General features: G+C 56.8%; 24 protein-coding genes. 12 read left to right on the forward strand and 12 right to left on the reverse strand.

The window, feature by feature from the left end; all coding sequences use genetic code 11:
- Positions 1-12 precede the first annotated feature (12 nt).
- Positions 13-591 (forward strand): DUF1285 domain-containing protein, encoded by a 579-nt coding sequence (locus ACR0A1_RS17675; RefSeq protein ID WP_480503076.1) that lies wholly within the window; start codon positions 13-15, stop codon positions 589-591.
- Here the strand turns inward: ACR0A1_RS17675 and ACR0A1_RS17680 are convergent.
- Positions 516-1,523, reverse strand: coding sequence for a DMT family transporter (locus ACR0A1_RS17680; protein ID WP_480868603.1), 1,008 nt, complete (start codon positions 1,521-1,523; stop codon positions 516-518). The genes ACR0A1_RS17675 and ACR0A1_RS17680 overlap by 76 nt on opposite strands.
- A gap of 179 nt (positions 1,524-1,702) precedes the next feature.
- Between ACR0A1_RS17680 and ACR0A1_RS17685 the strand changes: the two genes are divergently transcribed.
- The gene (locus ACR0A1_RS17685; RefSeq protein ID WP_480868605.1) at positions 1,703-2,458 is read left to right on the forward strand and encodes a hydroxypyruvate isomerase family protein; all 756 of its coding nucleotides are present in this window, start codon (positions 1,703-1,705) and stop codon (positions 2,456-2,458) included.
- A gap of 73 nt (positions 2,459-2,531) precedes the next feature.
- Positions 2,532-2,762 (forward strand): DUF2798 domain-containing protein, encoded by a 231-nt coding sequence (locus ACR0A1_RS17690; protein WP_170408576.1) that lies wholly within the window; start codon positions 2,532-2,534, stop codon positions 2,760-2,762.
- A gap of 45 nt (positions 2,763-2,807) precedes the next feature.
- Here the strand turns inward: ACR0A1_RS17690 and polA are convergent, their stop codons facing one another.
- The 3 genes from polA to ACR0A1_RS17705 all read right to left on the reverse strand — a co-directional run bounded on the left by polA (position 2,808) and on the right by ACR0A1_RS17705 (position 6,606).
- Complete coding sequence (gene polA, locus ACR0A1_RS17695; RefSeq protein WP_480868607.1) at positions 2,808-5,609, reverse strand: DNA polymerase I; 2,802 nt, start codon at positions 5,607-5,609, stop codon at positions 2,808-2,810.
- Between the two features lie 104 nt (positions 5,610-5,713).
- Positions 5,714-6,376 (reverse strand): YrbL family protein, encoded by a 663-nt coding sequence (locus ACR0A1_RS17700; protein ID WP_170394971.1) that lies wholly within the window; start codon positions 6,374-6,376, stop codon positions 5,714-5,716.
- A gap of 44 nt (positions 6,377-6,420) precedes the next feature.
- Positions 6,421-6,606, reverse strand: a complete 186-nt coding sequence (locus tag ACR0A1_RS17705; protein ID WP_170426216.1) for a zinc-finger domain-containing protein — start codon at positions 6,604-6,606, stop codon at positions 6,421-6,423.
- A gap of 87 nt (positions 6,607-6,693) precedes the next feature.
- Here ACR0A1_RS17705 and ACR0A1_RS17710 point away from each other — a divergent pair, with 87 nt between their 5' ends.
- On the forward strand, positions 6,694-7,686 hold the full coding sequence (locus ACR0A1_RS17710) for an ABC transporter ATP-binding protein (RefSeq protein WP_170395098.1): 993 nt from the start codon (positions 6,694-6,696) through the stop codon (positions 7,684-7,686).
- Here ACR0A1_RS17710 and ACR0A1_RS17715 read toward each other — a convergent pair.
- Entirely contained in the window at positions 7,683-8,150 is a 468-nt protein-coding gene (locus ACR0A1_RS17715; RefSeq protein WP_170566845.1) for a DUF1203 domain-containing protein, read from the reverse strand. The two genes, ACR0A1_RS17710 and ACR0A1_RS17715, sit on opposite strands and share 4 nt — an antisense overlap.
- A gap of 196 nt (positions 8,151-8,346) precedes the next feature.
- Here ACR0A1_RS17715 and ACR0A1_RS17720 point away from each other — a divergent pair, with 196 nt between their 5' ends.
- Positions 8,347-9,285: a DMT family transporter gene (locus tag ACR0A1_RS17720; protein ID WP_480762708.1), complete on the forward strand. Its 939-nt coding sequence runs from the start codon at positions 8,347-8,349 to the stop codon at positions 9,283-9,285.
- 11 nt (positions 9,286-9,296) lie between these two features.
- On the opposite strand, the gene ACR0A1_RS17725 is transcribed toward ACR0A1_RS17720, so the two are convergent.
- Both ACR0A1_RS17725 and ACR0A1_RS17730 read right to left on the reverse strand, forming a co-directional pair.
- A complete protein-coding gene (locus ACR0A1_RS17725; RefSeq protein ID WP_480868610.1) occupies positions 9,297-10,028 on the reverse strand; it encodes an NYN domain-containing protein in 732 nt (243 codons plus the stop codon).
- An 89-nt stretch (positions 10,029-10,117) separates the two neighbouring features.
- A complete protein-coding gene (locus tag ACR0A1_RS17730; protein ID WP_170394983.1) occupies positions 10,118-11,230 on the reverse strand; it encodes an S-(hydroxymethyl)glutathione dehydrogenase/class III alcohol dehydrogenase in 1,113 nt (370 codons plus the stop codon).
- A gap of 129 nt (positions 11,231-11,359) precedes the next feature.
- On the opposite strand from ACR0A1_RS17730, the gene ACR0A1_RS17735 reads away from it, so the two are divergent.
- Positions 11,360-11,647: an I78 family peptidase inhibitor gene (locus ACR0A1_RS17735; RefSeq protein WP_170394986.1), complete on the forward strand. Its 288-nt coding sequence runs from the start codon at positions 11,360-11,362 to the stop codon at positions 11,645-11,647.
- Between the two features lie 2 nt (positions 11,648-11,649).
- On the opposite strand, the gene ACR0A1_RS17740 is transcribed toward ACR0A1_RS17735, so the two are convergent.
- Entirely contained in the window at positions 11,650-12,375 is a 726-nt protein-coding gene (locus ACR0A1_RS17740) for an SDR family NAD(P)-dependent oxidoreductase (RefSeq protein WP_170514197.1), read from the reverse strand.
- A gap of 185 nt (positions 12,376-12,560) precedes the next feature.
- On the opposite strand from ACR0A1_RS17740, the gene ACR0A1_RS17745 reads away from it, so the two are divergent.
- Genes ACR0A1_RS17745 through ACR0A1_RS17765 form a run of 5 tightly spaced genes read left to right on the forward strand, consistent with a single transcriptional unit; the run spans position 12,561 to position 16,761 of the window.
- Positions 12,561-13,889, forward strand: coding sequence for an NAD(P)/FAD-dependent oxidoreductase (locus ACR0A1_RS17745; protein WP_480868613.1), 1,329 nt, complete (start codon positions 12,561-12,563; stop codon positions 13,887-13,889).
- On the forward strand, positions 13,846-14,385 hold the full coding sequence (locus ACR0A1_RS17750) for a hypothetical protein (protein ID WP_480762704.1): 540 nt from the start codon (positions 13,846-13,848) through the stop codon (positions 14,383-14,385). Before ACR0A1_RS17745 ends, ACR0A1_RS17750 begins: the two co-directional genes overlap by 44 nt.
- Positions 14,385-15,608, forward strand: a complete 1,224-nt coding sequence (locus tag ACR0A1_RS17755) for an MFS transporter (protein WP_480762703.1) — start codon at positions 14,385-14,387, stop codon at positions 15,606-15,608. Before ACR0A1_RS17750 ends, ACR0A1_RS17755 begins: the two co-directional genes overlap by 1 nt.
- Positions 15,605-16,222, forward strand: a complete 618-nt coding sequence (locus ACR0A1_RS17760) for a DUF3833 domain-containing protein (RefSeq protein ID WP_170408586.1) — start codon at positions 15,605-15,607, stop codon at positions 16,220-16,222. The genes ACR0A1_RS17755 and ACR0A1_RS17760 overlap by 4 nt, the downstream gene beginning before the upstream one ends.
- Positions 16,219-16,761, forward strand: coding sequence for a DUF3833 domain-containing protein (locus ACR0A1_RS17765; protein ID WP_170408587.1), 543 nt, complete (start codon positions 16,219-16,221; stop codon positions 16,759-16,761). Before ACR0A1_RS17760 ends, ACR0A1_RS17765 begins: the two co-directional genes overlap by 4 nt.
- A 36-nt stretch (positions 16,762-16,797) precedes the next feature.
- Here the strand turns inward: ACR0A1_RS17765 and ACR0A1_RS17770 are convergent, their stop codons facing one another.
- From ACR0A1_RS17770 to ACR0A1_RS17780, 3 genes are all read right to left on the reverse strand, one after another.
- Entirely contained in the window at positions 16,798-17,586 is a 789-nt protein-coding gene (locus ACR0A1_RS17770; protein ID WP_170395006.1) for an ATP-binding cassette domain-containing protein, read from the reverse strand.
- Between the two features lies 1 nt (position 17,587).
- The gene (locus ACR0A1_RS17775) at positions 17,588-18,712 is read right to left on the reverse strand and encodes an ABC transporter permease (protein ID WP_170408588.1); all 1,125 of its coding nucleotides are present in this window, start codon (positions 18,710-18,712) and stop codon (positions 17,588-17,590) included.
- Between the two features lie 87 nt (positions 18,713-18,799).
- Positions 18,800-19,750, reverse strand: coding sequence for a sugar ABC transporter substrate-binding protein (locus ACR0A1_RS17780; RefSeq protein ID WP_170395010.1), 951 nt, complete (start codon positions 19,748-19,750; stop codon positions 18,800-18,802).
- Positions 19,751-19,937: 187 nt separating this feature from the next.
- Here ACR0A1_RS17780 and ACR0A1_RS17785 point away from each other — a divergent pair, with 187 nt between their 5' ends.
- Positions 19,938-20,942 (forward strand): LacI family DNA-binding transcriptional regulator, encoded by a 1,005-nt coding sequence (locus ACR0A1_RS17785; protein ID WP_170395012.1) that lies wholly within the window; start codon positions 19,938-19,940, stop codon positions 20,940-20,942.
- Here the strand turns inward: ACR0A1_RS17785 and ACR0A1_RS17790 are convergent.
- Positions 20,939-22,072, reverse strand: coding sequence for a Gfo/Idh/MocA family protein (locus tag ACR0A1_RS17790; RefSeq protein WP_480868617.1), 1,134 nt, complete (start codon positions 22,070-22,072; stop codon positions 20,939-20,941). The genes ACR0A1_RS17785 and ACR0A1_RS17790 overlap by 4 nt on opposite strands.
- Between the last annotated feature and the right edge of the window lie 5 nt (positions 22,073-22,077).

Consider the following 22,077-nt stretch of genomic DNA (forward strand, 5'->3'; position numbering starts at 1 on the left):
ATGGCAAAAGCAATGAGCGGACAAAAACCCGTGACCCCTTCACCAGACGGTCTGGCGGCTTCGGTCAAAGCGGCCAAAACGCGGGGTTTGCCGCCCGTTCACCTATGGAATCCTCCGTTTTGTGGCGATCTGGACATTCGGATCGCCAAAGATGGCACTTGGAGTTATCTAGGGTCACCGATCAACAGGGTCGAGCTTGTTAAGCTATTTTCCTCAATTCTTAAGAAAGAAGAGGGTAGGTACTTTCTCGTCACTCCCGCTGAAAAGGTGGGAATCACCGTCGAGGATGCGCCGTTTGTTGCCGTTGATTTTGAGCATGAGGGACAAGGCGAAGCCCAACGTCTGACTTTTACGACGCAAGTGGGCGATACAGCCATCGCCGGGCCCGATCACCCGATCCGCATTGTCCTAAATACGGAAACTGATGAGCCCTCACCCTACATATTGATGCGCGCGAATCTTGAGGCGCGCATTGATCGCAAGAGCTTTTACCGGTTGGTCGAGATCGCCAGACATCACGACGGTTGGTTTGGTGTCTGGTCGGACGGCCAGTTTTTCCCACTGATCGCATCTGATGTGCTAGAGGATTGAACCGGTCGCGGCTTGCGGTCCTGCGCCAGCACGACCGCAAGCGCCACCAGCGACGCGCCCAGCGCGCGGGTCCAGTTCCAGTCCTCGCCCAGCGCCATCATGATCACCATCACATAAAATGGCGCGATATTGATGTGGAATGACGCCAGGGCGACCCCTAGTTTTCCCACTGATGCTATGAAGAAAACTTGGCTCAGGCCCAGTGAGAACAGTGCGTAGAACACCAACATACCCATCTGCGCCACATCTACGGGGCGTGTAGGCATGACCTCTAGCCCCAGCAATCCGGCTAACGGCACCAGAATGGCTGCGGTCGACAATCCTCCGACCAATGTAATGGTGCTACGGCCCAACTGGCTAAGCTCGGGGAAGTCGCGCGCAGTGGCCATGCTGGCCCAACAGAACAGCGCGGTAGACACCACTGCGCACATCGCACCCAGTCCTAATTGTGCCGGTGCCACCGCGCTGGTGGCAATCAGGCCGCCAATGATTGAAATCACCAATCCCAGCGCAAAGCTCCAGCGCAATCGCCGCGTTCCCGCCACAAGCTCCATGATCGTAGCAATCAAAGGCGCACACGAGGCGATAATGGCAACGGTAACTGGGTCGGTCAGCTTCTGCGCCACAAGGATCAGGAACATTCCCGACCCTAGCCCCAAACCGCCGACCAGGAGGGCATGGCCCCAACGGGCGCGCAATACCTGAGCCGGTCCGTCCAGAATCAGCCAGAGTGGTACCATGACCAACACCGCAAGAGACATCCGTGCCGCGAACAGGGCGATCGGTGGCCAGCTTTGCAATAGGATCTCAGCCGCCGGGAAACCCGCCGCCCACGTCAGCATCGAAGCCACCGCCAGCGTATTTCCGGTGAACGCGGTCTGTCGACCGTCAGATACAGCTATAGCGGTCCCGCGCGCGGGTTCAGGGCTCATGGCCATCGTGATCAGACCTTATTGTTGGCGCGGCCCTCGCAACGGGATACCGCTTGAGCCTGATGGTCCCTGATTCGAAAGCCTTTATCTGGCCGATTTTCGACAATCTGTCGTTTTCAGTCTCTTTCACGTGGCCGTCGTGATCGCTAGGCTCTGCAAAGTTCGACACCGGATGCCCGATGCCCAGATTTGCCGCCAATCTTTCACTGCTGTTTGCAGAACTGCCCTATCTCGACCGGTTTCAAGCCGCCGCGCAGGCCGGGTTTACGGCTGTTGAAATTCTCTTCCCCTACGACCTCGCAGCCAAAGAGACCCGCCGCGCGCTGCTGTCCAGCGGGCTTGATCTGGTGCTGATCAACGCCCCGCCCCCGAATTATACCGGCGGTGAACCGGGTTACGCCGCCATGCCCGGCAGCTCTGACAGGTTTAAGTCCGATATCCGGCGCGTTCTGCGCTACGCGGATGTGCTGCGGCCAGAGATGATTCACGTTATGGCCGGATTTGCTTCCGGCCCCGAGGCCCTGCGTTGTTTTGTCGAGAACCTGCAATGGGCGGCAGATCTTGCGCCGGCACAGCGGTTTACAATCGAACCGCTCAACCCCGTATCGCAACCCGGTTACTTCCTGAACAATTATGATCTGGCCGCCGAAGTACTAGACCGCGTCGACCGCGCGAATGTCGGCCTACAATATGACAGTTTTCATGCGCAGATGATCCACGGCGACGCGCTGGCGATTTGGCACCGTTTTCAGCCCCGTATTGTCCATGCACAGATCGGGGCTGCGCCGGATCGCTCGGAACCTGGGCTGGGTACAATGGACTTTGCCGCGTTGTTTGCTGCGATGGACCAGTCGGATTACAGCGGCTGGGTCAGCGCCGAATACAACCCCTCAACCCGGCGGACTGAGGACTCACTGGCTTGGATACAGTATTAAACCCTGCATGAACGCTGGATTTTCAGACTGAAATGGCGCAATTGAGGGCATCGACACGCCAAGGATGCCTCGCATGATATCTGCCCGCTATGCCAATGCTCTGTTCGCCTTGATCATGTCCGGCCTGATGTCCTGCGTCGTCACCGGCATAGCCACGCTCAAAGCTATCGGCTTCAGCCCTTCAACACTCGGAGACTGGATGGCCTCTTGGGCCTTTTGCTGGCCTATCGCCTTTACCGTCATCCTGACGCTGGGCCCTTTCGTAAAACGCCTGATCGCCCGCCTAGTCAGGCCAGAAGCCTGACCCGCTGCAAAGAGGGCCCGCAGGGCTTGATGAGCAGCGCCGCCCCTAATGGGCCTCGGCCCAGTTCGCGCCTTGTCCGGCATCCGCGACCAGCTTGATATCCAGCTTCACTGCCGGATCAGCCGCCCCTTCCATCACCGCGCGCGCGACCGAGATGGTCTGATCCACGGCCTCTTCGGCCACTTCGAACAGCAATTCGTCATGCACCTGCAACAGCATCTTAGCGGGCAAGCCGTTGATCGCATCCGGCATCCTCACCATCGCGCGCCGGATCACATCTGCAGCCGTCCCTTGGATCGGAGCATTGATCGCAGCACGACGCGAGAACCCCGCATGCGGCCCCTTGGCATTGATCTCGGGTGTATGGATTTTCCGGCCGAACAGGGTCTGGACATAGCCATTCTCTTTGGCAAACGCGATCGTGTCGTCCATATAGCGCCGGATGCCCGGGAAACGTTCGAAATAGCGATCGATGAAACCCTGCGCATCCGCCCGGGGAATGCGCAGATTGCGCGCCAGCCCAAAGCCCGAAATGCCGTAGATCACACCAAAGTTGATCGCCTTGGCCTGACGACGGATATCCGGCGTCATCTCGTCCAACGGAACATCAAACATCTCGGACGCCGTCATTGCGTGAATGTCCAAACCATCCGCAAACGCCTGTTTCAGGGTCGGAATATCGGCGATATGGGCCAGAATCCGAAGCTCAATCTGGCTGTAATCAAGGCTGACCAGCACATTGCCCGGCTCGGCAATGAACGCCTCACGTATGCGCCGACCTTCCTCAGTCCGCACCGGAATGTTTTGCAGGTTCGGATCGGTCGAGGCCAAACGGCCCGTATTCGCCCCCGTAATCGAATATGACGTATGCACCCGGCCCGTATCAGGATTGATATGGGTCTGCAGCGCGTCCGTATAGGTCGATTTCAGCTTGGAGAGTTGCCGCCAGTCCAGCACCCGGCGCGGCAGTTCATGTTCGGTCGCAAGGTCCTCAAGAATGTCGGCCCCGGTCGAGTACTTACCGGTCTTGCCCTTCTTGCCGCCCTCAAGCCCCATTTTGTCGAACAGGATTTCACCCAGTTGCGCTGGCGAACCGACGTTAAAGTTCTCACCCGCCAATTCGTGGATTTCAGCCTCTAATCCGGCCATCTTCTGCGCAAATGCATTTGACATTCGGCTGAGAACATCGCGATCGACCTTGATGCCATGCATCTCCATTTCTTTGAGAACCGGCACCAATGGACGTTCAAGTGTTTCATACACCGTCGTCACCTGCACCTGATGCAACTGCGGCTTGAACAATTTCCACAGGCGAAGGGTGATGTCCGCATCCTCGGCAGCGTAGGCCGTGGCCTCGTCAATCGGCACCTTGTCGAAAGTGATTGCAGACTTGCCCGAGCCAAGCAGAGGTTTGATGGGAATCGGCGTATGGCTCAGATAGCGTTCAGATAGCGTATCCATGCCATGCCCATGCTCACCGCCATGCATGGCGTAGGACATCAGCATCGTGTCGTCGATGGGGGCGACGTCGACGCCATATCGCTTAAAGATCTTGGCATCGTATTTCATGTTCTGTCCGATCTTCAGGATCGACGGATCCTCAAACATCGGTTTCAGCAAGTTTAGAGCCGCATCCAGCGGCATCTGTCCATCGGCCAGCGCATCCGATCCGAACAGATCATCGGTCGCGCTTTCACGGTGAGTCAACGGGATGTAACAAGCCTCACCCGCCTCGACACATAGCGAAATCCCGACCAAATCGGCGATCATCTCATTCAGGCCAGTGGTCTCGGTATCCACCGCAACCCAGCCGCGCTCGTAGGCCTGATCGATCCATTTCTGCAAAGCCGCAGCATCGCGCACGCATTCGTATTTCGTTGCATCAAATGGGACGTCTTCGGCCTGTGACTCCGCCTCAGGCGTGGATATCTCGGGGATGACGGGGGACTCAACGCCCAGCTTGTCAGCAATGCGTTTGGTGAGCGTCCGAAATTCCATCTCTGCTAGAAACTTCATCAAAGTCTCAGCATCGGGATCCTTCACCTCAAGGTCATCCAGAGTGAAATCCAACGGTGTGTTTTCATCCAATTGCACAAGTTTCTTCGAAAGCTCGATCTGGTCGCGCTTTTCGATCAGAGTCTGGCGGCGCTTGGGCTGTTTGATCTCTTCAGCGCGATCCAGCAGGGTTTCCAGATCGCCATATTCATTGATCAACAGCGCCGCCGTCTTCACACCAATGCCCGGAGCGCCCGGTACGTTATCCACCGAATCCCCGGCCAAAGCCTGCACATCGACAACCCGCTCGGGCCCGACGCCGAACTTCTCAACCACCCCATCGCGATCGATCCGCTTGTTCTTCATCGCATCCAGCATCTCGACACCGCCGCCCACAAGCTGCATCAGGTCTTTGTCAGAACTGACGATGGTCACCCGCCCACCGGCCTCACGCGCCTGAACGGCGAGGGTCGCGATGATGTCGTCGGCTTCATAGCCTTCAAGTTCTTTGCAGGCGATGTTGAACGCCTTGGTGGCTTCGCGAGTCAGCGGCATTTGCGGGCGCAAATCCTCGGGCATCGCTTCACGGTTGGCCTTGTAGAGATCATACAGGTCATTACGGAACGTATGCGAGCCCTTGTCGAAGATCACCGCAACATGGGTCGGCGCATCCGGCCCGGCGTTCCCTTCGACATATTTCTGCAGCATGTTGCAAAAGCCCGACACGGCCCCAATTGGTAGCCCATCCGATTTCCGCGTCAACGGCGGTAAAGCGTGATAGGCGCGGAAGATAAAGGCTGATCCATCAATCAGATGCAGATGGCAGCCTTTTCCGAATTGGGTGGTGGTCATATGAGGCTCCTGCGCTGGGTTGCGCCAAGTTGTACAGAAGGGCTGCACGAAAGACGAGGCCACCTGGCCAATTCGTTGCGACCTAATTTGCCCGTGGTCTGGCCTTAGCTATTCGAAAAAGTGCGCTTATCCGCATTCCAAGCCAAGCCTGCTTTTTGCGCGATCAACGAGAACTGTTTGTTCAGCGAGCGATCATTCAGACGTTGGGACAGGCTGCGCAGTGGGATGAGGTTCCGCTCACCATATCCATCGATCAGGAAACAGGCTGGGCCCGCCCCCCGCGTTCCATAGACGATGTTCGAGCTTTTGACGTCGCGCGCGACGATGTGAAGGTCAAACATCTGCGCAACGAATGCATTCAACGCTTCCAAAACCGGGGCGTCCAATCCACTGCGGCAGACTTCATAAAGCTTGGGTGCAAGCCCGCCATCAAGGCCAGAAATGCGCTCAACCACAACCCCCGCCCCATGCGTCGTCTGAACCACGCCCAACATCCTGGACAGGGGTGAACGCTCAATTTCCGTCCCGAGTTTCAGCGATACCCGCAGCTCGCATTCCAGCTCTTTTAGCGTGCTGCGATACTGCGCCTCGGGGAACAGTTTCCATGCCAGTCGCTTGCCAAGCCTGTGCGAGACACGATCTTGGGACCGGGTAAAAACTTTGATCAGAAGGTCAGGATGACCGGGAAAGTCATAGACACTGCGCACAGTCCCGTTCGCGATTGGCTGGCTGTCGGAAAGGTCAATCGTTTTGGCTGTGAACAGCATTATCCATCCTCGCCAGTTACGACCGCCTGCCGTCCTGATCGCCCTTACGCGTCCTGACCAGAGTCCTCACCACGCAGCACGTATTTGCAATCGCAATAGGGGCACTCGACCCAACCAGTGTCTTCGGGAATCTGCAGCCAGACGCGCGGATGACCCAGCGCACCCTCGCCACCATCGCAGGCGACGCGGGTATTTTCGACAATCTTGGTTTCCGGCGCTTCGATGGTCACGGCTGGCGATCCTTCTTTGGTTGTCGGCCTCGCGGGCATGTATTAGGTGCGTTTATGGGCGATGAGCAAACCGGGGGCAAGGGCCACATGTCCGATGCGGCAATCACAATCAGATCACTGCGCAAGACCTATCGCGGCGGCAAGGGCCAGCCCGAGAAACAGGCTTTGAAAGGGATCGACCTGACGGTACCGCAGGGGTCCGTTTTCGGTCTGCTTGGCCCGAATGGAGCCGGCAAATCCACCCTGATCAACATTCTGGCGGGGCTGGTGGTCAAAACGTCTGGCAGCGTCTCGATCTGGGGCTTCGACCAGGATCAAAACCCGCGCCAATCCCGCGCCGCCATCGGCGTGATGCCTCAGGAATTGAACCTTGATCCGTTCTTTACACCTCGAGGCGCATTAGAAGTTCAGGCCGGGCTGTACGGTGTTCCCAAGTCTGATCGGCGAAGCGATGAGATCCTCGACCTCGTTGGCCTTGCCGACAAGGCCGAGGCCTATGCGCGCACGCTTTCGGGCGGAATGCGGCGGCGTCTGCTGCTGGCCAAGGCGCTGGTGCACCATCCCAAGATTCTGGTGCTCGACGAACCCACGGCAGGTGTGGATATTGAACTGCGACAGATGCTTTGGGCCAATGTGCGCAAGCTGAACGAACAGGGCATGACCATCATCCTGACCACGCACTATCTGGAAGAAGCGCAAGAGATGTGTGACGAGATCGCCATTATCAATCACGGCGAAAAGATCGCACAAGACAGCACGGCCAATCTGCTGGGCCGCATGGACAGCCGAACCATGGTGATCGTGCCGGATAGCCCCATACAGACTCTGCCTGTAGCGGATAACGTGATTGCAGCGCAACGTGAGAACGGCGACCTTGTGCTGCAATACCACAGCAACCTAACTACAGCCGAGCAGGTGCTGGAATCTGTACGTCAGGCCGATATTCGCATCCAGGACGTCCGCACTGAAGAAGCTGATCTTGAGGATGTGTTCCTTGCGTTGACCTCCAGTCGGGTCGACGACGCAACTGTCAACGACCCGAACCAACCACATCGGGGGATGCACCGCGTCAAGCTTTAGACACGATCGATCCGTGCGTGATAACAGTTGTTCAGAGCAGATCGGATGTGGATGTAAGCGACATCAGCGCGGGAGAAGATTTTTTTAGCCGCCTCATGCAACTGCGCCTGTGGGGTGATGATCCCGGTTCCATAGACAATTCGGTCGTCCGGACCATACCCTTTGATCAGGTAGTTGGGCGAGTCGGTCAACGCCTCGGGCAGCACATCCTCACTTTCATAGCGCGCGCAGGGGTCGGCACAAAGGAAGATCGGTCCAGTCTCTGCATAAGGCTGCGTTTCCGGGAAGGGTCGGTGCGCCAACACCAGCATCTCTTTGCCTTCCGGTATGTATTTCAAACAATGACGGCATGGGTTGCCCGCCCCATTGGAAATCGCACGCTCTGGTGGGTTTCCATATCCATCCGGCGCACCGGCGCGATATGCCTGAACCTGCTGTGTTGGTAGGGCTGAAATTCCGTGCATGATGTTTCTCCTTGATTTGAGATGATCATGGCAATCGCTTGTTTTGGACTCGACCCGTTTCCTGCGTATTGCAAAATCTGCAACCCTGCTTGCAAAAGAATGTTAGCGATAAAATAAGGGCTACCCGTCAGACCAATTTGGGTCTAAGCAAACATCAAACACCCCAAACGATCCATCTATGATTGAGGCTTTTGTCATGAGCGCTCAGAACTCCACCCTTCGTGGGCTTGCCTTTGCGTTCTTAGGCTTTGCCGTCTTCGCGACGCATGACGTGCTGATCAAGGTGCTGGGTGGCACCTATTCGGTTTTGCAGATCATCTTTTTTGCAACATTGTTTTCCTTTGTCCCTATGGCAGTAACAATTCTGGCCGATCGGACCACTGGGAATTTCCTGCCGCGGCATCCGTGGTTGGTGCTGTTGCGATCAGCGACGATGATCATGGCCATGTCTTGTGCCTTCTACGCTTTTTCGGTGCTGCCGCTGGCCGAAGTCTATTCCCTGCTATTTTCCTTCCCGCTGATCGTAACTGTTCTGTCGATTCCGATTCTGGGTGAGGTGGTCCGTGCCCAAAGGTGGGCGGCCGTGGGCGTCGGCCTGATCGGCGTCCTGATCGTCCTGCGCCCTGGCGCAACCGAAATCACCCTGGGCCATTTAGCGGCTCTGGCAGCAGCCTTCTGCAGCGCATTTGCTTCGGTTCTTGTCCGCAAAATCGGGAATGAAGAACGCTCTGCCGTCCTGATCCTTTATCCTATGCTGCTGGCCATCGCCGTCATGAGCGTCGCCCAACCGGCAGTCTATCAACCACCATCATTGCTGCATCTGGCGATGATGGCGTTTGTCGGGGTGTTCTCGGTAATCGCACAGCACCTGATCATCCTTGCTTATCGCGCCGCCCCCGCCGGCGTCATTGCGCCCAGTCAATACAGCCAGATCATCTGGGCCACGATCTTCGGCGTGATTTTCTTTGGCGAGCATCCGGATATCTGGGTCGCGGTTGGTGCGAGCGTCATCATTGCATCCGGCGTCTTTGTGGTCTGGCGAGAGAGCCGATCAAACACTACCTCTGCTAATACGCCTGTGCTGCGCGTCAGGTCGCCCCGGTCAGATACTGGAGCGACGAGGCCTGGGGACTAGAACCCCGGCCTTCAAGTTTCCTTGCATTTGATCTTGAGATCGCCATTTTTTCCACACTTTTCAAAGCGGTCTATAGCGCGAACAAGATCACTCAGTCTTTTGTGACCATAGGTACGGGCATCGAAGTCCGGATAAATTTTACTCAATTGGCTTCCGACAAACGCAAGGCTTGCCCAGCCATCAGGCTCGTTTGTGTTCTGCGCCACATTACGAATTAGTTGATATGCATGGTTCAGATTTTGTCTCGGATCAGTACTCTCGACCGATTTGGCTTGCGGCATACCCGCTTGAGGTTTTTCAATATTCTCAATGTAGATGAACCGGTTGCACGCTGCGACAAACGCCTGTGGGGTTTTGAGTTCTCCAATTCCATACACATCCAGTCCCTGTTCGCGAATCCGACTGGCAAGGCGCGTGAAATCGCTGTCCGAAGATACCAAAACAAACCCGCCGAACCGTCCAGAGTGCAGAATATCCATAGCATCAATGACCAGTGCGATATCGCTGGAGTTCTTTCCAAACGTATTGGCAAATTGCTGATGGGGAACGATGGCATATTCCGCCAAGGTTTTACCGTCCCAACCCTGAGGCGAACCATTAGAAAAGTCACCGTAAACTCGTCTTAATCCGGCTTCGCCCAATGTGGCGATTTCTTCGAAAATTTCTGCGGCATGTTTTGCGGGCACGTTGTCCGCATCGATCAGCACCGCCAGGCGGTCTGTATTCCCAATTGTCACCTTCATCCCTCAACTCAATATTTAATTCTTAAAGAGGAACGTATGTACAAAAAAAGGCGGGCAAAAGCCCGCCCTCCTCTTTTATCTCGGTTTTATCAGTAGACGACCACTGATCGGATACTCTCGCCCTTATGCATCAGGTCGAAACCGTGGTTGATGTCATCCAGGCCCATGGTGTGGGTAATCATGGGGTCGATCTCGATCTTCCCGTCCATGTACCAATCCACGATTTTCGGGACGTCGGTGCGTCCACGCGCTCCGCCAAACGCGGTGCCACGCCATGAGCGGCCTGTTACCAGTTGGAACGGTCGGGTCGAGATTTCGGCACCCGCAGGAGCCACACCGATGATGATCGATTCACCCCAGCCCTTGTGAGCCGATTCCAGCGCTGCGCGCATTACGCCGACATTGCCTGTGGCGTCAAAGGTATAATCCGCGCCGCCCTTGGTCAGGTTGACCAGATACGGCACCAGATCACCTTCGACCTCAGAGGGGTTCACGAAATCGGTCATGCCGAACTTGGTCGCCATTTCCACCTTGGCTGGATTCAAATCAACGCCCACGATCTGATCCGCGCCAGCCAGACGCAGGCCCTGAATCACGTTCAGGCCGATACCGCCCAAGCCGAACACGATGGCACGGCTGCCAATTTCTACCTTGGCAGTGTTGATCACCGCGCCAATTCCGGTGGTCACGCCGCAGCCGATATAGCAGATCTTGTCAAAGGGCGCGTCCTCACGCACTTTGGCGAGCGCGATTTCAGGCAGAACCGTATGGTTCGAGAAGGTCGAGCAGCCCATGTAGTGCAGGATCGGATCGCCATCCAACGTAGAAAAACGCGAGGTGCCATCCGGCATGAGGCCCTGGCCTTGGGTTTCGCGAATTGCCTGGCACAGGTTGGTCTTGGGATGCAGGCAGTATTCGCACTCACGGCACTCGGGCGTATAAAGCGGGATGACGTGATCGCCGGGTTTCAGGCTGGTTACACCCGGGCCGACCTCAAGCACGACACCTGCGCCTTCATGGCCCAGAATGGCGGGAAACAAGCCTTCAGGGTCGGCGCCCGACAGTGTGAATTCATCGGTATGGCAAATGCCTGTCGCCTTGATCTCGACCAGAACCTCGCCCGCTTTGGGGCCTTCAAGGTTTACGTCCATCACTTCCAAAGGTTTGCCTGCCTGAACGGCGACGGCAGCACGGGTACGCATGGTGCTTGTCTCCCTGTCTGTTTTGCCCGACCCTGCGTCAAATACAGGGTTTTTTCAACTGCGCTTTCATGACAGGTTGGCTAAATCTTTGATATTTCAGAAACGACATCACCAGAAAGCCCTGCGCCAATGTACCGTTTATTTCCGATCCTAATTCTTCTGACCGCATGTTCTGAGACCTCTGCACCGCAGGACGCGGCGCTTGAACTAGAGGAGGCACCGGTTGATCTTGCATTTTGTAAGGGAGAACCGTTTGCGAACACCATTGGTGAGCCGGTTTCAACCATACAAGCCCAACTGCCTGAACGGTCGCGCGTTCTGGGCCCGGATGATATTGCCACGCAGGATTATCGCATCGACCGGCTGAACGTTTATGTGAACGGCGCAGGCACAATTCAGAGGCTTACCTGCGGATAGGGTCACTTTCCCCGGTACACCAGAATATCGGGCAAATAATCGATCAGGCGCACAACCCATGAGAACGGTACCGGGAAATCGGTTCGAAACCGGCGACGGGACATGGCGCGCACTACGCGATCGGCCGCATCTTCGGGTGTCATCAGCATCGGCATTTTGAAACTGTTCTTGTCGGTCAGACGGGTCTTGATGAACCCCGGATTGACAATGCGCACCGTCACGCCTGACCCTGCCAGATCGTGCCGCATGGTCTCGGCCAGCGAGATCAGCGCAGCCTTGCTGGCCCCGTACGAGATCGCATTGGGAAGCCCATGATACCCGGCAAGCGACCCAATCAGCGTGATATCACCACTGCCTGAGCCCACAAATCCTGGGACGGTTTCACCCAACACCCGAAGCGCACCGGAATAGTTCACATCGCTGATCGCCAAAGCGGCATCGGTGTCCCAATCTGACGTACTGATCGGCTCATAGGCGCCTGCGTTGTAGACAAGCGCGTCAATTGAGCCAGCCTCCACCACAGCGCGGCGCACAGTGTCGAGATCAGTCACATCCATCGGTACAGCACGTGCATTGGGCAAGGTGCCACAGATTTCATCCAATCGCTCGGCATTGCGAGCAGAAAGGATCAGATGCGCGCCTTCGCGGCTCAGCTTTTCGGCCAAGCAACGGCCCAACCCTTCGCTGGCGCCAATGATCCAGTAGGTTTTTCCGTCAAAACTGCTCATGCGTAAGTCTTTTTTCGTACTACTAGGTCGAATACGTTCTGACAGCAGCAATGGATCACACCCAGCGCTCGTAGCATTCGGCAAGATAACACTACATAGCGCGTCGGAAAAAAACTTCTAACGCGGTTGATCCAAAGGCTCATTCCCTGCGTATCTTGTTGTAAATACCGAATAACGAGGATGGAATGTTCGACGAAACCCGGGGCGTACGCAAGAAAATCGCAGTCATAGGCGCAGGCATTTCAGGTCTCTCCGCAGCTTATCACCTTTCCGAAGACAACGATATAACCGTGTTCGAGGCTGAGCCCCGACTGGGCGGCCACGCCCGCACGGTGATGGCCGGAAAGAACGGAGATCAGCCGGTAGATACCGGTTTCATCGTCTTCAACTATGTCACATACCCCTATTTGACCCGGCTGTTTGATGAGCTGAACGTGCCGGTCACCAAAAGTGAGATGAGCTTTGGTGCAACTATCGACAATGGCCGCATTGAATATGGGTTGAACAATCTGCGCACTTTGACCGCGCAGAAGCGTAACCTCGCGCGTCCAGCCTACTACAAGATGATCGCCGATATCCTGCGGTTTGGCAAAGAGGCCCCCGAAGCCGCGCAGGACGACGACACCACGATCGGTGAGCTTGTGGATCAGCTGCGTCTCGGCCACTGGTTCCGGCACAATTATCTGATGCCGATGTGCGGCGCGATCTGGTCAACTCCGGTCGAGTTCGTCGATCAGTTCCCAGCCCGCTCGCTGGTGCAGTTCTTCCGCAATCACGCGCTGCTGGCCTCGGGCCGTGCCAATCAGCACCAGTGGTACACCGTGAAAGGCGGCAGCATCGAATATGTCCGCCGGATCGAGGCCGCTCTGCGTACGCGGGGGGCCGACATTCGTGTGGCCTCGCCCGTTCAGCGGATCGAACGGCACGATCTGGGTGTCACGGTGCATGCCGGCGGTGACGCCGATCTGTTTGATGAGATCATCCTGGCCACCCACTCCGATCAGTCCCTCGCCATTTTGGGTGATGCAGCGACCAAAGCGGAAAAAGCGGCGCTCGGCGCGATTAGATATCAACCGAACAAAGCTATCCTGCACTGTGATCCCCGCCAAATGCCCAGGCGGCGTGCTTGCTGGTCCAGTTGGACCTATCGATCGCAAAAGGGCAATGTTGGGGTCACATATTGGATGAATCGGCTTCAGAATATCCCCGACAGTGACCCACTGTTTGTGACCCTGAACGCCGCATCAGACATTCCCGCGGACAAAATCTATGACGAGGTCGAGTTCGCCCATCCGGTGTTCGACAAAGCCGCCCTGCGCGCGCAAGGGCAAATCCGCGAGATGCAGGGACAGAACCGAACCTGGTTTGCCGGGGCGTATAATCGGCATGGTTTCCACGAAGACGGGATTGCCAGCGCAATGCATGTTGTCGAGCGCCTCACCGCCATCCCGCAGAGCATCGGAGCTGACAATGGTATCCCTGAAACGGACCTCGCTGTTTCGGCCAGCATATAGAACCTGTTGCGCTGCGCTGCTGTCACTGGCGCTGATGGTCCCCGGCGGACTGGCGGCTTCGCCTTTGTCGGATGCAATCAAAGACCCTAAGCTGCGCGGCACCGGGACATTCCGTTTTCTGGGGCTTCCGCTCTATGACGCCAAGCTTTACACGCCCGGCGGTGCCGCATTCAGCTGGAATCAGAATTTCGGACTGCAATTGACCTATCGAAAAAACCTGAAACAAAAAGCACTGGTCGAGTCGACGCTTGAAGAGATGGCCCGACAAGGCAATTCTGCGCCGACGGAAGCCCAATTGCAGAGCTGTTTTCAGGCGGTCAGCAAAGGCGATAGCTATCTGGCCATCGCGCAAGGCCCCAACAGCGTCAGCTTCTGGCGCAACGGAAGCAAAACCTGCACCCTGACAAATCCGGGTATCACACGCAGCTTCATGTCAATTTTTCTGGGTAACAATACACGATCCGCCTCGTTCACACAGCAGTTGAAGGGGCAGTGATGCTGTACCCGCGTGTCAGCCTCTATGCGCTAATGCTTGCTGCAGCAGGTATCCCGCTTTACATCCACCTACCGCGCTTTGCCGCCGTGAATCTCGGTATCGGGCTGGGGGTCATTGGCACCATTCTGCTGGTCATCCGGCTGGTCGACCTGGTGCAAGATCCACTGATTGGCTGGGCCATTGATCGCTGGCCCGGTGGGCAGATGTTATTTGCCGCCGCCGCTGCGCTGGGTCTCGCAATTGGATTTCCATTGCTGTTTGGTTTGCCAGAAGGGGTAAGTATCGCCGCATTAGTGTCTATTCTGATCCTGTTATTCTCGGCCTACAGCCTTGGGACCATCTTGCTTTACGGCCGCAGCGCCACGCTGGCGAAACAGGCTAGCGCGAAGGAACTGATGACACTGGCCGCCTTCCGCGAAGGCGGACAACTGACCGGAGTTATCATAGCAGCCGCAGCACCCGCTGTGTTCGTGGCGCTTGGCGCAGCCGCGCAGGGGTATCCGGCCTTTGGAATGTTTCTCGGGCTTCTGAGCGTTGTGACTCTGGCTGTTACCCTGCCAATGTGGCGACGCACGCCGATCACCGGTCAAGGGCTGTCCTTTGCAGGCCTAGGACAGGCTGGGGCTTTACGTCTGCTTGCCCTTGCGTTGGTCAACAGCCTGCCCGTCGCCATCACCTCGACCCTGTTTCTGTTCTTTGTTGAAGATCGGCTGCAACTGCCAGGCAAAGCGGGGCCATTGCTGATCCTGTTCTTCCTCAGCGCCGGGCTCAGCGTTCCGTTCTGGGCCAGGCTCAGCAATCGGATTGGCCCGAAACAGACTCTGATGATCGCCATGCCGCTGGCCATTCTCGGCTTTGTCGGGGCCGCTCTTCTAGCCCCTGGGAGTCTCGTCGGTTTCGCCATCATATGCCTCGCATCCGGCGCGGCGCTTGGGGCGGACATGGTTGTCCTGCCAGCAATGTTCTCGGTCGTTCTGACCCGGGCCGGGCTGAACGCATCTGCTGCGTTCGGCATCTGGTCTTTCGCAGGTAAGCTGGGTCTAGCTCTGGCCGCCTTTTTCACACTGCCGCTACTGGAACGCAGCGGCTTTACACCTGGACAGGCCAATTCTGCCGAGGCTTTGAATACACTCACCCTCGCCTATGCGGTGCTGCCCTGCATCTTGAAACTCGGAGCGTTTGGCATGGTCCTGACCCTCCCGACAGAGGTCTCTGCCAAATGAAAACGCTCCTGATCTGTCTGCTTGCGATTTTTGCGCTGTTTGCTGTGAAGAACCGGTTCCTCAGTTTCCGCTCACAATCACCCTCCGACTACAGCGGAACCGGACCTGAGTTTTCACTCAAAAAGAACCTGAATGGCGAAATCCTGTCCGAAGGATTGATCTATGGCCCCAACGGCAAGATGTCGAACAGCTTTGTCGCACGCATGGTGGGCGAATGGGACGGCAATACCGGTACGCTGTCCGAGTATTTCACCTATTCCAACGGCAAACAGATGACCCGCAAATGGCATCTGACGTTGGGCACGGGCAACACTTTCACCGCAACAGCGGACGATATTGTCGGCGAGGGCAAAGGCGTGATTTCGGGCTCAACCGTCAAGCTAACCTATCGCATCATCCTGCCCGAGGACGCGGGCGGGCATACACTGGATGTGACCGACTGGATGTATCTGACGGAGAACGGTGTAATCATGAACCGATCCGAGATGCGAAAATTCGGGATCAAGGTGGCCGAGCTGGTCGCCACGATGCGCCCTGCGCCTGAAGTGAAATCCGCCCATCTGCATGGCGCAAACGGCCACGATACAGACTCTGAGCTGAGGGTTTTGCAATGATCGCCCGCCGTATCCTTATTGCAGGGGTCGCGATCGCGGGGTTGGCCATCCTCGCCGCATGCTCGGCCAAACCGCGTATACCAAAATCGTTTCTGTCAGATCGTCAGCTGAACCTTGAAGAGTTCTTCGAAGGTAAGACTGTCGCTTATGGTCAGTTTCAGGATGTACTAGGTAATGTCCCGCGTCGCTTCCAGGTCGATATTGACGGCACATGGGACGGAGAGACTCTGACGCTTGTCGAAGATTTCGTCTATGACGATGGTGCGACCGAACAACGGATCTGGACCCTGACCAAGACCGGCGATGACACCTGGACCGGCACCGCTCCCGGTGTGCTGGGCACAGCCAGTGGGGTCGAAAGAGGCGATACGTTTAACTGGAAGTACAAAATCGACCTGCCCGTCAAAGACGGCACCATGCGTGTCAATTTCGATGACTGGATGTGGTTGTTGTCGGATGACCGGTTATTGAACCGAGCCTATGTTTCGCGTTTTGGCGTAAGGCTGGGTGAAGTCATATTGTACTTCGAGAAGAAGTAGTCACCCCGCCAGCACAGCCAGCGGGGCAAAAAAGTATCAGACGGTTCCGCCCAGACTGCCTTCAAGCTCGACCATCTCCTGACCACCGGCCATCAGGTCCTGCAGCTCTTCCGGGGTGATCTGGCCACGCTGCGCCGTACCCAGCGTCTGCCCGCGATTGAGAACCGTGAACCTGTCACCAACCGCCAGTGCATGGCGGACGTTGTGAGTAATGAAGACCACCGCGATCCCCTGCTTGCGCACCTTGTCGATGGTCGCCAGAACATTGGCTGTTTGGCGCACCCCAAGGGCCGAGGTCGGTTCATCCAAAATCAGAACCTTCGCCCCGAAATGCACCGCCCGCGCGATGGCGACGGTCTGGCGTTCACCACCTGACAGCGTGCCCACCGCCTGATCAGGGCCGCGCAAGTTGATCCCCATTTTCTTCATCTCTTCCATCGTGACCTTGTTGGCATAGTCATGATCAAAAAAGTGAAGAGGTCCGACCTTCTTTACCGGCTCATTGCCCATGAAGAAATTGCGCGAGACCGACATCAGCGGGATCATGGCCAGATGCTGGTGTACGGTTGCGATCCCGGCCTCGATGGCATCACGCGGGTCGGCGAAATGCATGGGGTGGCCTTCGAACAGAATTTCTCCGTGGGTGGGCTGGTGTACGCCCGACATGGTCTTGATGAAGGTCGACTTTCCCGCACCGTTGTCGCCGAGAAGGCAGTGGCATTCACCGGGGAACACGTCCACCGAGACACCCGCCAGCGCGATCACGCTGCCGAAGTGCTTTTCGATGTTTTTCATCTGGATGATGGGTTCATGTTCGGGATTCATATCAACGCTCCCCCGTGATGATGCGGCGGATATAGGTGTTGAGGATCACAGCCCCAAGCAGGATCACCCCTAGGAAGACCCGGAACAGCGAGCTTTCGACACCGGCAAAGAACAACCCCTGTTGCACCACGCCAAAGATCAACGCGCCCAGCGCCGCGCCCAGTACCGAGCCGTATCCTCCGGTCAGAAGCGCGCCGCCGATGACCACGGCGATGATCGCCTCGAACTCTTTTAGCAGACCCCGGTCAGCACCAGCCGATCCGAACTCCATCACCTGACAGACCGCAAAGACGGTGGCGCAGAAGGCCGTGAACATAAACATCAGAATCTTGACCCGGTTCACAGGCACACCCGAGTTGCGCGCCGCCTCAGCATCCCCGCCCGAGGCGAAGATCCAGTTGCCGAACCGCGTTTTGGTCAGCAGCACGTGACCAAAGATGATCAGTGCGATCGCCCAGACAATCAGCATTGGAATACCATCCACAACTGGCTGACCGGCGCGGGTGCCACGCTCGAATACGGCGATGATCCCGGCATCCCCGAGCCATTGGAACAATCCCTGCAAAATTTTACCACCAAAGATCGGCGCCAGCCAATCGCCTTCGGCTGCGTCTTTCACACCGCCGATAATAGTTTTGCGCTCGATCACCTGCGGCAGGAAGATTGTAAAGCCGCGCAAAATGAACAGAAAGGCCAGCGTTACGATAAAGCTGGGCAAACCAGTCCGGATCACGATCCAACCGTTCAGCGCGCCGATTGCCACCGCCATTGCAAACGTGACGAGAATCGCCATCCAGACCGGCCACGCCAGCGTGACCGAAAAAATTGCGATCATCATGCCCGAAAAGCCAATCATCGACCCGACTGACAGGTCAAACTCACCGGCAATCATCAGAAGGCACGCACCTACGGCGATGATCATGAACTGCGCCGAGACAACCGACCAGTTCATCATGCCCTGTGCGTTGAACATGCCGCTGTCAAAAGCGAACAAAAGAAAGAAGGTGAAGACGGCAACGGTGCCAACCATCCCGCCGAGTTCAGGCCGGATCAAGGCCTTGCGCAGCGGCGATATTTCTTTAATCCGTTCGTCGGTTACAGCCGTGTTTTGAGCAGACTCGCTCATTAGAACGCCCCTCCGAGTTAAGCAGTGATTTTGCGTCAGATAGTTGTTGGCGGGCGCCGCTTTGGCGGGGCGCCCGCGCTGTAAGAATCAGCGGTACTCGCCAGCAAATTCTTCGATCTTGGTCAGACCATCAGCAGTTACGAAGCCGGGACCCGAATTGATATTGTTGCCCGGCAAAACGCCATAGCGGTGATAGTTGGTCATCACAACAACCGGCAGGTAAGCCTGCAGGAAGGGCTGCTGATCAATTCCCCACTGGATCACGCCAGACTTGATGCCTTTGACAATCTCACCACCCAGATCGAAGGTGCCGAAATAGATGTCACCGGCCATACCATTTTCTTCCAGCGCCAGAATTGTCGGATCAGCCGAGGTTGGACCCAGTGTCAGAACCGCATCAGTATCCGGGTTCGCCGACAGATAGGCCAGCACGCGGTTCTTGATCTCGGCTGGGTCCTGGCCGGCGTCGATCATCTGATCCCCCAGTTCAATGCCCAAGCCGTCTGCAAAGCCCTGACAACGTTCCTGGCTTGAGGGCTGAACGATATAGTGGTTCACACAAAGGAACGAGCCGATGCCGTCACCCTTGGCGCGCTGGCCTGCAGCAAATCCGGCATCATATTCGGGCTGACCCACATACATCAGGGCACCAACTTCACGGGCCTGATCCGGCGTACCAGTGTTCATGATGATGACATCAACGCCCGCATCGACCGCTGATTTGATCGGTCCGCTCAGCACATCATAATCCGCCAACGTGGTAATGATCCCGTTCGGACCCGAAGCAGCCGCCTGATCGATAATCCGCGCCATATCGGCAAGGTCGCCAGTGGGCGGATTGCGGTATTCGACTTCGACACCCATCTGGTCGCCTGCCAGAGCGATGCCGTTCTTGATCGTGTTCCACCAGCTATCGCTGTCTGGCGCGTGGCTGACCAGAATGTATTTCTCACCTTCCGCCGCAGCGCCCGTGGCTGCGATCAGAGGCGTCGCAGCTACCGCCGCCGCCAGCGCCAACTTCTTCGTCAGTGAAGTCATGATGTCCTCCCAAAACTCATTTTATCGCGGATTGAGGCAGTCCTTCGCACCTCTCCGACTCGAGTTAGAGCATATCTGTCAAAATTTTGCAACCGGTTGCAAACGGTGTCAGATGTGTTTCATACTGTATCTGCCAAAGAATACAGGTAAAAGGACTGCCACTAAACGCAGGAAGGTCAGACGGATCATGGCTGTCACATTGAAAGAGGTTGCAGAACGCGCCGGCGTTTCACGCTCGGCGGTGTCGCGCACTTTCACCGATGGGGCCTCGGTTTCTGACAAGATGCGCCGAAAAGTCGAGAAGGCCGCGCGTGAGCTGGGATACAGCCCAAATGCACTGGCTTCATCTCTGACCACAGGCCGAACTAAGCTGATCGGTCTGGTCTCGAACAACTTCCACAACCCGATATTTCTTGAAGTTTTCGACCTCTTTACCAGGGGGCTGCAGGACCGAGGCCTGCGCCCATTGCTGGTGAATCTGACCGACGAGGTTGAACCCGAAAATTCGGTACGAATGCTGCGCCAATATTCGGTCGATGGCGTTGTCGTAGCGTCGTCGACCTTGCCGCCCGGGTTCGCAAAAGCGTTTCGGGATGCTGGCGTACCAGTGGTGCACAGCTTTGGCCGGTCATCCTCTTCACCGCAGGTTCATGTGGTCGGGATTGACAATGTGGAATGCGGACGCATGGCGGCCCGCGAGCTGGTCGCGCGTGGTTATACGAAAGTAGCCTTTCTAGGCGGACCCGAAGCGGCGACCTCGACCCAGGATCGCCATGCAGGCTTCATGTCAGAGATGGCCCGGCATCCTAGCATTGATGTGACCTGCTCGTTTGCTGAGGCTTACTCATTCGATGCAGGTCGTCAGGAAATGCTACGCTTGCTCCAATCTGAGCGGGCTGATGCATATTTCTGCGGCGATGACGTGTTGTCCATCGGGGTGTTATCCGCAATTCTGGATAGTGGCCTAAAGGTGCCCGAAGACATCGGCATCATCGGCCTGAACGACATGGAAATGGCACGGTGGGAGAATATTGATCTCACCACCATCCATCAGCCGATCCGGCAAATCGTGAGTTCCTCGATCGAGCTAATGGTGGCAACCCTGAACGAACCCGACCGATATCCGGAGGCGCGGATATTCCCATGTTCGGTGGTGGAACGGGGCACATTGCGCCCCGTATCTGAGAGTTAACGAAACATCGGCGGCCGGGCATCCATCCACGCGCTGCCCTGTTTCGCCGACTCGACCGCTGTATGCACAGCCGCCATCGACCGCACGCCGTCTGCCGCATTGGGCAAGCCGTCGCGGGTTTCCCCGGAAATTGCATCTGCGAGATCGCAATAGATATTCGCAACCGCCAACGGGAACCCTTCGGGATGCGCAATCGCCACCCGGCTGAGTCGTTGCGCGTCTTCATGCAGCCCGCCTTCGCCTTTTTCTATGATCTGCAGGCGACCACCAACAGGCGTGTAGATAAGCTGGTTCGGCTGCTCCGACGCCCATCGAAGACCGCCGGTTTCTCCGAACACCTGAATGTCGAACCCGTGCTGCCGACCGATGGCGACCGAAGAGGTCCACAACCGGCCAACAGCGCCTTTTGTCGTGCGGAAGTTGACCATGGCATCATCTTCAAGTTCACGGCTGCCAATGGTTGAAGCAAAATCTGCAGACAGGGTCTCAACCTCATCATCCGCAATGAATCCGGCCATATGCATCGCGTGGATACCGCAATCAGCGAACTGCCCTGAAACACCCGCCATCGCCGGATCATAACGCCAGCGCACGCGTGGATTGTCAGCATCAGTGGCGTCTCCGTGATGTCCGTGACTGAAATTGGTAACGACCAGACGGACTTTGCCGATCTCACCTGCGCGCACCATCGCGCGAGCCTGACGCACCATCGGATAAGCCGAGTAACAGTAGTTTACCGCGCAAATCTTTCCTGATTTCTCGGCGACTTTGACAATCTCTTCGCCCTCTTCCACCGTCATGGTCATGGGCTTTTCGCACAGCACGTTGAACCCGGCCTCAAGGTACGCTTTGGTGATCTCGAAATGCGTCGCATTTGGAGTGGCTACAGTGACCAGATCAATCCGATCCTCGCGCCCGCGCTCACCTTCCAGCATCTCGGTCCAGTCGCCGTAGGCTCGGTCTGCCGCGATACCCAATCGTTGGGCGTATTCGCGACCAATGTCAGGCCTGTGATCCAGCGCCCCGGCGGTGAATTGGAAATGTCCGTCCGCCAGCGCTCCCAACCGGTGCGCCGGTCCGATCTGGCTACCTTCGCCGCCTCCGATCATGCCCCATTTCAGCTTGGTCATGGTCT

The sequence above is a fragment of the Ruegeria sp. D6 genome (assembly GCF_056534365.1).